10 protein-coding genes and 1 pseudogene are annotated in these 13,161 nt (G+C 37.7%); 4 read left to right on the top strand and 7 right to left on the bottom strand.

What is annotated here, in order from left to right; all coding sequences use genetic code 11:
* The 4 genes and pseudogenes from PWP26_RS02105 to PWP26_RS02090 all read left to right on the top strand — a co-directional run bounded on the left by PWP26_RS02105 (position 1) and on the right by PWP26_RS02090 (position 5,799).
* Entirely contained in the window at positions 1-1,815 is a 1,815-nt protein-coding gene (locus PWP26_RS02105; protein WP_287567838.1) for a putative nucleotidyltransferase substrate binding domain-containing protein, read from the top strand.
* A gap of 26 nt (positions 1,816-1,841) precedes the next feature.
* Positions 1,842-2,480, top strand: coding sequence for a PolC-type DNA polymerase III (locus PWP26_RS02100; RefSeq protein WP_287567835.1), 639 nt, complete (start codon positions 1,842-1,844; stop codon positions 2,478-2,480).
* 1 nt (position 2,481) lies between these two features.
* Positions 2,482-3,921: a putative nucleotidyltransferase substrate binding domain-containing protein gene (locus PWP26_RS02095; RefSeq protein WP_287567834.1), complete on the top strand. Its 1,440-nt coding sequence runs from the start codon at positions 2,482-2,484 to the stop codon at positions 3,919-3,921.
* A 186-nt stretch (positions 3,922-4,107) separates the two neighbouring features.
* Positions 4,108-5,799, top strand: a pseudogene (locus PWP26_RS02090) (sulfite exporter TauE/SafE family protein).
* Between the two features lie 38 nt (positions 5,800-5,837).
* On the opposite strand, the gene hydE reads toward PWP26_RS02090, so the two are convergent.
* The 7 genes from hydE to PWP26_RS02055 form a co-directional block, all read right to left on the bottom strand.
* Positions 5,838-6,875 (bottom strand): [FeFe] hydrogenase H-cluster radical SAM maturase HydE, encoded by a 1,038-nt coding sequence (gene hydE / locus PWP26_RS02085; protein ID WP_301398871.1) that lies wholly within the window; start codon positions 6,873-6,875, stop codon positions 5,838-5,840.
* The gene (gene hydF, locus PWP26_RS02080; RefSeq protein ID WP_301398870.1) at positions 6,836-8,116 is read right to left on the bottom strand and encodes a [FeFe] hydrogenase H-cluster maturation GTPase HydF; all 1,281 of its coding nucleotides are present in this window, start codon (positions 8,114-8,116) and stop codon (positions 6,836-6,838) included. Before hydF ends, hydE begins: the two co-directional genes overlap by 40 nt.
* Complete coding sequence (locus PWP26_RS02075) at positions 8,113-8,373, bottom strand: hypothetical protein (RefSeq protein ID WP_301398869.1); 261 nt, start codon at positions 8,371-8,373, stop codon at positions 8,113-8,115. Before PWP26_RS02075 ends, hydF begins: the two co-directional genes overlap by 4 nt.
* The gene (hydG, locus tag PWP26_RS02070) at positions 8,348-9,856 is read right to left on the bottom strand and encodes a [FeFe] hydrogenase H-cluster radical SAM maturase HydG (protein WP_301398868.1); all 1,509 of its coding nucleotides are present in this window, start codon (positions 9,854-9,856) and stop codon (positions 8,348-8,350) included. Before hydG ends, PWP26_RS02075 begins: the two co-directional genes overlap by 26 nt.
* Positions 9,847-11,289: an aspartate ammonia-lyase gene (locus tag PWP26_RS02065; protein WP_301398867.1), complete on the bottom strand. Its 1,443-nt coding sequence runs from the start codon at positions 11,287-11,289 to the stop codon at positions 9,847-9,849. Before PWP26_RS02065 ends, hydG begins: the two co-directional genes overlap by 10 nt.
* Before the next feature lie 98 nt (positions 11,290-11,387).
* Entirely contained in the window at positions 11,388-11,714 is a 327-nt protein-coding gene (locus tag PWP26_RS02060) for an iron hydrogenase small subunit (protein ID WP_051754603.1), read from the bottom strand.
* A gap of 33 nt (positions 11,715-11,747) precedes the next feature.
* A complete protein-coding gene (locus tag PWP26_RS02055; RefSeq protein WP_301398866.1) occupies positions 11,748-13,124 on the bottom strand; it encodes a [Fe-Fe] hydrogenase large subunit C-terminal domain-containing protein in 1,377 nt (458 codons plus the stop codon).
* Positions 13,125-13,161 lie beyond the last annotated feature (37 nt).

Raw genomic sequence — 13,161 nt, 5'->3', positions numbered from 1 at the left:
ATGCTTGATGCAGAAAGGTTTATAAGGGAAGTACCCCCTTTTAGGGGGCTCCCCTCATCTGTTATATCTACTTTAGTAGAAAAAATAAAGGTAAAAGTCTATCCTAAAAACGAGGTTATCTACCGGGAAAAAGACCTCTCTGAATATTTATATCTTATAAGGAAAGGATATGTAGTCTTAGAAAAAAAAGGTACTATCTTAGACCAACTTCAAGAAGGAGAAACCTTTGGTTATTTACCCTTAATAACTGATCAGGAACTTGACCATTCAGCCCGTGCGGTAGAAGATACCGTGGTATTTTTAATTAAAAAAGAAGATTTTTTAAAACTTTTTCAAAACTATTCAGTAGTCCAGAGTTTTTATACCCAAAAACTGGCTCAAAAACTGGCAGAAGCTTTAAACCAGAAAAAAGACCAGTGGGGAACTTTTAGCTCTGTCCCTCTCTCAAAATTGAACCTAAAACCCCCTGTCATCGTAGATGGAGAAAACTCCGTAGAAAAGGTTATTCAGGAGATGGTAGAAAAAAACGTCACCGCTTGTTTAGTTAAATTAGAAAAAGGATATGGGATTATAACTGAGCGGGACGTTATCAAAAAACTTCTATATCAGGGGTTGGATAAAAAAGAAACTAAAGCCAAAAATATAGCTTCTTTCCCTTTGGTGTATTTAGAAAAAGAAGCCCCCTTATCTCAAGCTATGCTTCTTATGACACAACACCGTATAAGGAAAATAGTGGTGGTTGATGAAGGAATACCTGTAGGTATTTTAGAGGATACCGACATCATCTCCCTTGGCAGCAAAAACCTTATTACCATAACTAAAGAAATAGAAAGAACTAACTCTTTAGAGGAGCTAAAAAAAATTTATTACCACTGTTTTTATTCTGCCATAGATTTTGCCATAAAAGAAAAAGACCCAGAGTTGATAGGAAGATATCTTTCTGAAATAAGGGATGGGATCATCAAAAAGGTAGTTCTTCTAACCCTATCTGAAAGAAACCTTTCTCTTCTACCAAGCCTAATGGTTATCGGAGCCCATGGAAGAAGAGAAGCCAGTTTTAAAACAAAACTAAAAATTTTTCTAATTAAAAACCTCTCAGAAGAAACTTTTGAGGTTGCTTTATTATTGGCCAAAAATCTGAAGTTTTTAGGGGTTGAAATAGAAGAGGAATATCTTACCCAACCTTACTGGGTAAAAACCTTAAACGAATGGGAAAAAACCTTTTCTCATTGGATAGCCTATCCTGACCTAAAAGATATAGGTAAAAAAGCTAATTTCTTTGACCTTCGTTTCATAGGTGTGGAACCTAAAGAAGCAGACCTTTTTTACCAAAACATTTTACAGAAGATTAAAAAAACCGACCGTATTTTACCATATTTAGCCTTGGATGCAGTTAAACTCAAAACACCTTTAGGTTTGTTTAAAGAACTCCTGGTAGAAAAATCTGGTCCTTTTAAAGGTAAATTAAACCTGTTTAAATCAGGGGTTTTACCTTTGGTTTGTCTGGTAAGGGTACTTAGTTTAGAACAGGGGATTAAAAACGTGAATACGTTTAAACGGATTTCTCGTTTAGAATCCTCAGGAAGTATTAGACCTGAAACAGCTAAAGACCTAAAGGAGGCCTATAAATTTCTTACTACCTTACGTTTTAAAGTCCAGATAGATAACTTTAAACGAGAACAAGAACCTCACGATTATTTAGACCCATCTGAGTTAGAAAAAGGAGACCTAAACCTTTTAAAAGAAGTCTTTAAATTCATAGAAAATTTGCAAAAAATGCTTTTTGAAAAATACCGTCTAAGCTATTTAAGGTAAACGAGGATCTTGAGAAGGTGTGGAAGGTGTTAACCACAACTTTAAAGAGGACTTACCATACTTTTTTTCGAAAAAAGAAAAACTTAAGTTGGGAGGTCGACCTAAATAAAAAAGTAAAAGATACCACTTTCGTGGTGATAGACACCGAAACCACAGGGCTTGATTTAAAAAAGGACGAGGTTATCTCTGTAGGTGCTTATAAGATTGTTGATCTTACCCTTTCTTTTTCTGAAAAACTAATTTTATACTTAAAAACAGACCTGTGTAGAATTGAAGACTCTATCAAGATTCACGGGATTACACCAGACAAACTTAAAAACGGTCTTGAAAGAAAGGAGGCCTTGCATCAATTTTTAGAGTTTACCAAGGGTGCAGTATTGGTAGGATATTTTTTAGAGTTTGACTTAGAAATGCTAAAAAAACATCTCAAAGAAGAACTAAACCTTAACGTCTCTTTTTATGGGTTTGATGTCTTAGACCTTTATCCTAAAAAGACTTTAGATAGAATTCCTAAGCTTAATGAACTGTTAGAAGAATATGATTTACCTACCACCAGTTTTCACAATGCTTTAGAAGATGCCTACATGACTGCTTTGCTTTTTTTAAAATTAGTTTATTCTTACAGGAATAAAAAACTGAAACAACTACCGCTAAAAATTATTTAAAATGCTCCAGAATTCATTTTTTGATCAACCTTTAAAAAATCTACCCTTAAAAACTCCTCTTATTGTGGGGGAAGAAGATTCCTTAGATAAAGTAATTAAACTTATGGTAGAAAAAGAATACAGTTTTGTTGTAGTGCAAGGAAAAGAAGGCTTAGGGATTATCACTGAAAGGGACATTTTACAAAAAGTGGTATATCAACGGAAAGACCCTTTTGGAATAAAAGCTAAAGAAATAGCCACCTTTCCTCTTGTCAGCCTTTCTACAGACCACCGTTTGTTTGAAGCCATCCTCCTTATGGCAGAAAAAAGACTAAGAAAAGTAGCGGTTTTTGATAAAGGAATCCTTCAAGGAGTACTTGAAGACACTGACATCATAAGTTTTCAAAGCAAAAACCTGGTTTCTCTTCTATATCAAGTGGAGTTGGCCCACGAGTTAGAGGAGTTAGCCAAACTTTATAGCCTGGTAAAAGAAGCATTGTTAAATCAAATTTCCGAAGGTTTTAACCCGGAGTACTTAGGGAAATACCTTGCAGAAATAAACGACAGGTTCATAAAAAAAACCTGGGAGATAACCTTAAAGGAGACAGAGCTTTCTTTTCCGGCTAAGTTTGGATTCTTTGTACTTGGAAGTGAAGGAAGAAAAGAACAAAGTTTTAAAACCGACCAAGATAACGCCTTAATCTATGAAGATTTACCAGATAGAAAAAAAGAGGTAGACCTTTTTTTTGAAAGCTTTTCTTCTACTTTTATCGAAAATCTTTTAAAAGTAGGATTTCCTCCTTGTCCTGGTGGGGTTATGATTTCTAATCCCCTTTGGCGAGGAGATCTGCAAACCTGGAAAAAAAGGCTTTCTAACTGGATGGACTGTTCTCAAAAAGAGGCTTTGCTTAATCTTTGTATTTTTTTAGATTTTCGAATGGTTTATGGAGATGAAGAGATAGAAAAGGAGATCAGAGGTTGGATAAAAGAAAAAATAAGTAAAAATAAAGGACTTATCGTGTGTCTTGCGGCAGAAGCCATAAGGTTTGAACCACCTCTTAATTTCTTGGGAAGGTTTATAACCGAAAAAGAAGGCCCTAACAAAGGTAAATTAGACCTTAAAAAAACAGCCATTTTTCCCATAGTCCAGGGGATTAGAGCTCTGGCTTTAGAGTACAACCTCTGGCATACAAATACCTTTGATAGAATCGATGCTCTAAAAGAGGAAGGGATTCTCTCTTTAGACTTTGCCTCTGAATTAAAAGAAGGATACAGGTTTATCCTTTCTCTTCAATTTTTGAATCAAGCCAAAAAACTCCAAACCGGACAACCCCCTGACAACTATTTAAACCCGCAAGAACTTTCTAAAAAAGACAGAGACCAACTAAAACAGGTTTTCAAAACGATCAAAACCTTCCAAGAATTCCTTTTCAGAAAATACAACCTGAGGTTTTTTACCTAACTAACAAAACCTTTTGTAACGATCTGTCCTTAACGGGACAACCCCCTGCGCTTAAAGGTCCAAAGTATCAAAACCTATATATTTTTTATCTTTTAAAATTCTTTATTTTTCTAATTTTAACCATTTTTTGTTTAGGCATGATATTTGATCGAGAAACCTCAAAAATCCAAAGGAGGGAGGCAGGTTATGCGGTACAAGTTTAAGTTAAACTTATGGTCTTTTCTTTTGTTTTTCTTTTTATTAGTTTTTTCTAAAAACCTTTTAGCTCAGCCACAGGGGAATACTACCAAACCTGAGGCTGAAGCAATACCTTTAAAGATTGAGTTAAAGGCTGACAAAACCTCTTTCAAAGGTGGTGAAAAGATCAAACTTACAGGTAAAGTCCCTGAGGGCTACAAAGTAAACTTCATCGAAATCACTTCAAAAGAAAAAGTCCAGGTAAGTAGACTTGATAGGAAAGATTTTAAATTTTATTTAAGTAAAGAAATACCTGCTTTCTATCAAATTTGGATTAATGAGGAGTATATAGCTAAGATAGACAAAAACGGTACGGTAGAAGAAAAACCGGTAAAGGAAATCTATCAAAAGTATAAACAAAATAAGAAATGGAAAATAGGAGAATTTTTAAGAGAAAGCAACGCTAATTTTGCCTTTATCACTCCTCCTAAAGAAATCAAACAAATCGATGTATGGAAAACTACAGTTCTAAGAGCCTTTATAGGTTCAAGAGGTATTAAATTAGATCCCCTTACTGATAAAAAAGACATAAGTAAAGTGGCTGCCAGATTAATTCAAGTCAGGTTTAAGAAATTTGAAAAAATCTTTGTGCTTACTAAAATCAAGAATAATCCCGACGGGACCTTTGAGGCAGAGATAACCCTTCCTGGTAGCGCCCCTAAGGGAGATTTTACTGTTTTAGCTGTAGCTAGCAAAGAAGTAAAAAGCGATCCGATTCAACTAACCCATCAAATCTCCTTTCCTACTGTATATTTTCCTGTAGCTGGAACTTCTACCAACATATTTGGGCCTCTTTTTTTAGCCTTTGCTGTTTGTACGTTCGGAGTAATCATGGGAGCAGGAGGTGGTTTTATCTTAAACCCCTTATTGATTCTCATCTATGGATTGCCTCACGGTGTGGTTGCTGGTTCAGTTATGCCAACAGTTCTCTTTAGTCAATCCGCAGGAATCTACAACTATTCAAAGATAGGATTTATCAACTGGAAACTTGGTATAGGAGTAGGTATTTTTATGCTAATCGGTGGGTTCATAGGGCCTCTATTGAACCAGTTTGTGACTTTAGAAGAGTATAAGTTCATCTTCGGAGTAATCCTGTTGATCCTTGCTGCCCTTCTCTTCTGGCAGACAACACCAGGATATCTTGAAAAGAATAAGAAGGAAAGGGCTATACTTCAGGAGTACCTAAAACGTGCTAAAGAAGCTAAGGAAAAAAAATCTAGTTAGGAGGTGAAAACCATGAAGTTAAGAATAGAATTTTGGGGACAAGAGTTTTATGCTAACATGATAATAGGTGCCATAGGAGGTTTTCTCATAGCAGTTGCCTCCAGTTTAGGTGGTTTTGGAGGAGGACCTTTTGTAGTTCCCCTTATGACAGTAATTATGGGTCTTCCGATTTATGTGGTGGTCGGTAGTTCTCTCTTAGCCATTTTCTTCAACACCTTAATGGCAAGCTCACGTTACTTCTTTTTTGGACAAACTGACCTTTTATTGTTTGTAGTCATGGCTGTAGGAGCAATTGCTGCCGGATTTGTAGGACCTAGAATTGCTAAAAGATTAAGCCCTGTCTGGGTTAAAAGAGTGGCTTGTTTAGGGATAACTTACTTGGGGCTAAAACTTTTAAACGTTCCGTTTATTCCTTAATCTAAGATCTTTACACCTAAGGGCTGACCTAACTTAGACTAAACAGGTTTCAGGTCAGTCCTTAGGTTTTCTTTTTCAAAAAACCGAAAATATTCCTCTAAATTTATCCGGTAACTTCCTTTTCCTGGATATATTTCATAATGGAGCTTATATTGATCTGGAGTTAAGTCTGGCATAAGAACATTAGCACCAGCTAGAAAAGCCTTAAACCTTAAATCAGGTGCTAAAACGTTTAAAGCTGTAGTTGCAGGAATGTTAGCTTTTGGAAGAATCATCCTGGTTAAGGCTATCAGTTTAAGGGTTAACCAAGGGTTTCCAGAAGGGAAAAAAGCCAGAGGAGTTTGAGGATGAGGAATAAATGGGCCATGCCCTACCATCTCTGGGCTAATTTCTTGTAAAAAAAGAAGGTCTTCGACCAAGGTCTCTATTCTCTGTCCTGGTAAACCAACGATACAGCCTGTACCAACTTCATAACCAAGCTGCTTCAACCAGTTTAAACAACGAACCCTCTTTGTTAAATTAGTATCTGGCTTTAACCAACTAAAAAGTCTTTTGTCTATCGTTTCATGTTTGAGTAAAAACCTGTCAGCCCCAGCCTCTTTTAAAACCTTATAATCCTCATAATCCATTTCACCTACAGATAGGGTAACTACCACCCCTAAATTTTTAATTTCTTTAATCAAACGACTCAACCTCTTAGCATCCCAAAAAGGGTCCTCACCAGATTGTAAAACTATGGTCTTAAAACCTTGTTTGCTTATTTTTTCTGCTATTTCTAAAATTTCTTCTTCCTTCATGCGATAACGTTTGAGTTCCCTGTTATCTCTTCTTATGCCACAATAAAGGCAGTTGTTTCTACAATAGTTGGAAAACTCGATGATCGCTCTTAAATAAACTACATTTCCCTTTACTCGTTTTTTTATCTCATTAGCTATCTCATATACCCACTCAGGGTTGGCTTCTAAAAGAAGAAAGGCAATTTCTTCTTTTGAAAACTTTATCCCTGATAAAGCCTTTTCTATCAGGTTGTTTTCGGTTAGTTGTTTGTTCTTTTTAAAAAGAAAGCTTTTATGCATTTAAAGTCATCTGCGATTTTTTTATAATCTCTGATTTCAGAAACAACCAACCGTTGCAAATGAGGAAAAGGAGAAAGAGCTCTTTTTAAAATCCCATGCATGTAGGCCAACATTACCCCATAATTTACGATAGGAACCTTGGCACTCTTAGCCTGCATAATCCTTGAAAGCATTTCTTTTCTATTGAGCATGCAAGCTCCGCAATGAACGATCAGTTTATATTGCTCAAGGTTTTCAGGAAGAGGCCCTCCACCTGCTTTTACCTCTATTTCAAGGTCTTGTCCTACCTGAGCCCTAAGCCATCTGGGAATTTTTACCCTACCTATATCATCTTCTACAGGATGATGGGTACAAGCCTCTGCGATCAACACTTTATCTCCAGGCTTAAGTGTCTTTACAGCAAGAACCCCTTCTACCAGGGTTTGCAAATCCCCCTTATATCTTGCGAAAAGAACAGAAAAAGACGTAAGCCTTATGTCTGGTGGAGTGTCTGCAGAAACTTTGGTGTAAACCGAGGCATCTGTTATCACCAGACTTGGTTTAACCTTGGTCTTTTCAAAAACAAACCTAAGCTCCCTTTCTTTTACCACCAAGGCGATAGCTTCATTATCTAAAATGTCTCTTATAACCATCTGTTGAGGCAAAATAAGTCTACCTTTAGGAGCTGCTTTATCTACCGGGACTACACATACCACAAAATCTCCAGGTTTTATCAAATCTCCTACTATAGTTGGAAGAGCCCAGTCTTTGGGTGCATGCTTTATGATCACCTGTTTTAACTCGTCTATCCCTTCTTTAGTCTTAGCACTTACGAAAACCTTAGGTTCTGGAAATTTTTGTGTTTTAGCCTGAGGATAAAGGTCTATTTTATTTATCACATGCACTAACGGAGTATCATACTCCTTAGCCTTTTTTACTACCTCTTCCTCAAATTCTCCGAAACCTGTCATCGGATCTATTATCAATAAAATTAAATCTGCTTTATTAAAAACTTCATAAGACTTTTTCTTTCTTAATTCACCAAGTTTACCTACATCATCGATTCCAGCTGTATCTATGATTACCACAGGCCCTAAGGGAAGAATCTCCATACTTTTTTCTACCGGGTCAGTGGTAGTTCCTGGAATATCCGAAACAATCGCAAGTTCTTGTCCGGTTAAAGCATTAATCAAAGAAGATTTTCCCACGTTTCTCCTTCCAAAAAGGGCTATGTGAAGCCTTTGTCCCTTAGGTATATTCATTTTAAAAGATCCTCTTTTAAAAAACTTATCAGTTGTTTTCTTTCTTCCTCTGGGATTTTCTCCCACTCGTTAGAAACAACCGCAAATCTCTCGTTAAGGTATATAGGTTCTGGAGGCAAAAAGCTATCTTCCTTGTGGCCAGCTACATAAGAATGTCTTTTTCCAAGCACCTCAACCAACCAAAGATTTACTCCATAAGTTTGTTTTATCCTTTCAGCTAAGGCTGTAAACTTAGAAATAAAGGTCTCTTTCTCCATCTTCAATCCTCTGATAATACTCTAAAAGTTTTTGATAAACCCCTTCAGGAACCATACCCTTAAGTTCTTCCATCTCTTTTTCTATAACCTTTTGGGCTACCTCCTTGGTTTCTTCTGAAGCAAAATCATCAAGCCATTCTTTAAAGGTAAGGACAGCATTTAACTTGCAAAAGATTCGTTCTTTCCCCTTAACCAGGAGGTCCATTATCCTTTCTCCTGTTCTTCCACAACGATACCCTGCGGTGCAAAAGCTTGTGATATACCCCATCTCAGCAAGTTCTCTTATTACTTCCTCAAGACTCCGAGGATCTCCTATCTGAAACTGCTGTCTTTCTAACTCTTGTTCTGTATACCTATCAGAATAAGCTCCTATTCCTATCTTGGTTGAAGCATCCGTTTGGGTCACAATTCCTAAACCTAAGATTTCTCTTCTTATATGAGCAGGTTCTCTTGCGGTAAGTATCATACCTGTATATGGTACAGCCAGCCTGATTAAACAGATTACTTTTTTAAAATCCTCATCTGAAACTTTGTATTTTGTCTCCTGCACAAAGGGGGTATTAGCCGCAGGTTCAAGCCTGGGGAAGGAAATAGTATGTGGGCCTATCCCAAACTTTTTCTCAAGGTCTCGTGCATGGTATAAAAGTCCCATCAACTCAAACCTCCAGTCATAAAGACCAAAAAGTACCCCCAATGCCACATCATCTACACCTGCCTCTAAAGCTCTGTGATGACAATAAAGCCTCCACTGATAATGGTGTTTTACCGTTCCTTTTGGATGAATTTGGGCATAGGTTTCGTGATGATAGGTCTCTTGAAACACCTGATAAGTTCCTATGCCTACTTCCTTAAGCATCTTAAGCTCATCTATGGACATAGGGGCAGCGTTAACGTTAACCCTCCTGATCTGTCCATATCCCCTTCGAGTCTTCACCTTTACCGAATAGATAGCCTCTATTGTATCTCTAATATATTCAGCCCCGGTAGCAGGATGCTCTCCATAAACCACTATCAGCCTTTTATGCCCTATCTCTCCTGCTAAAACCTCTGCTTCTGTCTTTACCTCTTCTATGGTAAGCACCCTTCTCTTGATTACCCTGTTTTCTCTTCTAAAACCACAATAAAGACAATTGTTGATACAAAGATTACCACAATAAAGTGGGGCAAAGGTAACGATACGGTTGTCGTATACCTTCTTTTTAATTTCTCTTGCCGTAGCAAACATTTCTTCCCAAAGTTCTGGGTCTTTGACGTTTATCAAAATAGCCAGTTCATCAGGTTCAAGAGTTTCAATAGCAAGAGACTTAGCTAAAATTTCTCTTACCCTAACCGGGTCTGGCTCAACATGTTTGTTTAATTTTTCCCAAATTTCCTCGTCGTTGATAAAATCCCTTCCCTTCTCTAAATACCTTTCTATTTCATTTTCTTTTATTATCTGATCTGCCAGACCCTGTGTCTCTACCGTTTCAAAGTTTAAAAACATTCTTTATCCCCCCTTTTTTGTATTATTTCTTTTAACTTTTCTAACCCGGCAATTCCTGGGGTAGTAAGCTCCTGAGGATCAAGTATCAACCTCAACTCTTCTTCAGTGAAATAACCTCGAGCCAACAAGATCTCTTCTACCCGTTTACCTGAACTCACAGCCTCTTTAAAAACCTCTGCACAAACTTCATAACCTAAATAGGGACTAAAGGCTGTGATCACACAAGCACTTTGGTTAAACAATTCTTTACATCGTTCTTGATTAACAGTTATGCCTGATATACATTTTTCTCTAAGGATATTACAACTTTTTTTAAGAAGCTTTAAGCTTGTGATAAGTTCTTGAGAAATAAGCGGTAAAAAAGGGTTTAACTCTAAATTACCAAGGCTACATCCTAAGGTTATGGCATGGTCTGCTGCTATCGTCTTTATACCTACTTGAATTACCATCTCAGGAATAACTGGGTTTATTTTACCTGGCATGATAGAGGAACCAGCCTGCAACTCTGGGAGTTTAATTTCTCCTATACCTGCCTTAGGTCCAGAAGAAAGAAATCTTAGGTCTCCTGCTATTTTTATAAGGTTTGCTGCTAAGGTCTTCAAAAAACCGGAAACCTCACAGAGAGCATCCATGTTTTGTGTGGCCTCAAAAAGGTTTTCTGCTTTTGCCACCGGAAGTCCTGTAATCTCTCTCAACTTTTCTATGGCTATTTCTCCGAATTCCTTAGGGCAGTTTAGACCTGTACCTACAGCTGTTCCTCCAAGGTTTACCTGTCTTACCCTTTCTGAGGCTTTATTCAACCTCCACCAGTCTCGATTTAAGGCTTCAGCCCAAGCTCCAAATTCTTGCCCTAAAGTTACAGGGCAAGCATCTTGCATCTCAGTCCTACCAACCTTTAAGACTTTGGCAAACTCTTTTTCCTTTTTCTGAAACTCTCCTTGAAGAAGTGCTACCTCTTGAGCCAACTCCTTCAAAAGTCTTAAAACCGCTATCTTCACTGAGGTTGGGAAAACATCGTTGGTTGACTGATGTAGGTTTACGTCTTCTATAGGATGCACGATCTCATACCTTCCTTTAGGATGACCCAGAATTTCAAGAGCACGATTAGCAATGACTTCGTTAACGTTCATGTTAAAAGAGGTGCCTGCACCTCCTGCCAGAGGATGGATTAGAATTTGGTCATCAAACCTTCCCTCAGCAAGTTCTTCACAGGCCTCTAAAATAGCATAAGCCTTTTTTTCCTCTAAAAAACCAAGCTCTTTGTTAGCAAAGGCACAGGCTTTTTTAACCAAACCTATAGCCCAGACAAGCTCTCTATGAACCCTTTCTTCAGATAGCGGAAAATTTTCTAAGGCCCTTAAGGTGTGAATACCATAGTAGGCTTCCTGTGGAACAAGTTTTTCTCCCAGAAAATCAATTTCTTTTCTAAACAAGTTTTTTCAACCTCCTTAAAAACACCCCTTGGGGGAGGGAGGGGAAGGGTATGCAGAGATGGCCTCCCAAATAATTTTTACCCCCCAGGGGATTGGACTTATCTTCTTTTCTTATAATAGGTATGTAAAAGTCTTTCGCTTATTCCACTTAAAGGATGCTGGGCAAACTTTGTGTAAAATTCTTTAATCATCGGATTTTGATGGCTTGCAGCTATTTTAAATTTTTCTCTTACTATCTTATCGTCCTTATACTGAGCAGACTGTCTTGCTTTAATAAGCTCAAGCTTTTCTCTACCTACAGAGGTTTCAAAGAAGTTTTCTTTAACCTTTTCCTGAGAATAAACTATCTTAGGCACCCCTACGGTAAAGGCTACATAGGTTATACCTAAAAACTTTATAAAATCCCTTCTGTTTACTTTTTGCATAGTTTCCCTCCTGTGTTCTAACTTAGTTTATGTTTAAGCCCTACCCAGCTTATAAAATATTTTTTGAATAAACCCTATACTCATCGCCTGTTTGGGCTGCCCTCCTCCATTAATACAACCCCCTGGACAGGTCATAACCTCTATAAATTGATAAGGGCTTTTTCCTCTAAGCACTTCTTTAACCACTGGCTTTAAATGGGCCCCATTATGGCCAATACCATTTACTACACAAACCTTAAGTCTTATAACTTTATCATTAAAAACTTTTTGATATTCAGGTCTCAAAGGTATGGTCACCGTAGCTCTGACTACAGGGTTAGTAAGCCCTCTTACATCATGAAACTCCCATTCTGAAGCAGTAGGAGAAGGTTCTTTCCCAGAGAGAACATGAAAAGCAAACCTTATCGCAGCCTCCATCACCCCTCCACTTACACCAAAAATTGTGGCCCCTCCTGAATACCACATAAAATGTTTAGGATCCCTTTCTTCTGGTAATCTCATAAAATCGATGTTAAGTCTTCTAAAAATTTCTGCCAAATCTCTGGTAGTAAGTACTGCGTCTACATCCCTTATACTCTCATTTTTATGATATTTACCGGCAGAATTAAACTCAGGCCTAAAAGCCTCAAAAATCTTAGCTGTACATGGCATAACCCCTACGGTATAAACCTTTTCTACCGCAACTTTCCACACATCTTTAGCTCCATAGGTCTTAGCCGTAGCTCCAGCCATCTGCTGAGGAGATTTACAGGTTGAAAGGTATGGAATAAGATCAGGATAATAAAGCTCTACATACCTTACCCAAGCAGGACAACAAGAGGTAAACTGTGGTAAAGGTTTGTGTTTATATTCCTCTACTTCTAACACCAATTTTTTATCCCATAGATAAACAGGTAGTTCCTTTAATCCTGCATGTGCGGCAATCCTTGCTAAAAGTTCTGTCCCTTCTTCTAAGATAGTCTGGTCAGCTGCAAAGTTGTTATCATAAATCTCAAATCCAGCCTTTTTAAGCGCAACCCAGAGTCTCCCTAAGGCTAAGGTCCCAGGCTTTGCGCCAAACTCTTCTGCTATAGCTACCCTTACCGCAGGAGCCACTATCGCCACCACCTTGGTTTGTTTGTCTTTTAGTTTAGGCAACACATCCTCCACAAAGCTCATCTGCTCAACAGCATCAAAAGGACAGTTAATCAAACACTGCCCACATACCACACATTTGTCTAAGTTGATCTTATGCTTTTCTCCTACAGAACCTTCTATAGCATCAGCAGGACAAACTCCTCTACAAGTATCACATCCTACACAAACTTCTTCGTTTATCCGAATGACACCTCTAAGTTCTCCTCTTCTGTAAGTACCTACATCCTGAGATAACCCTTTTTCTGATTTGAAAGTTCTAACTTTACTAACCATGGTTTCTCCCTCCTGCTAACATATTTTTTTACCCTCT

Source organism: Thermodesulfobacterium sp. (assembly GCF_030445475.1).
Classification (GTDB): Bacteria; Desulfobacterota; Thermodesulfobacteria; order Thermodesulfobacteriales; family Thermodesulfobacteriaceae; genus Thermodesulfobacterium; species Thermodesulfobacterium commune.
This window is presented reverse-complemented; position numbering and strand designations above follow the sequence as displayed.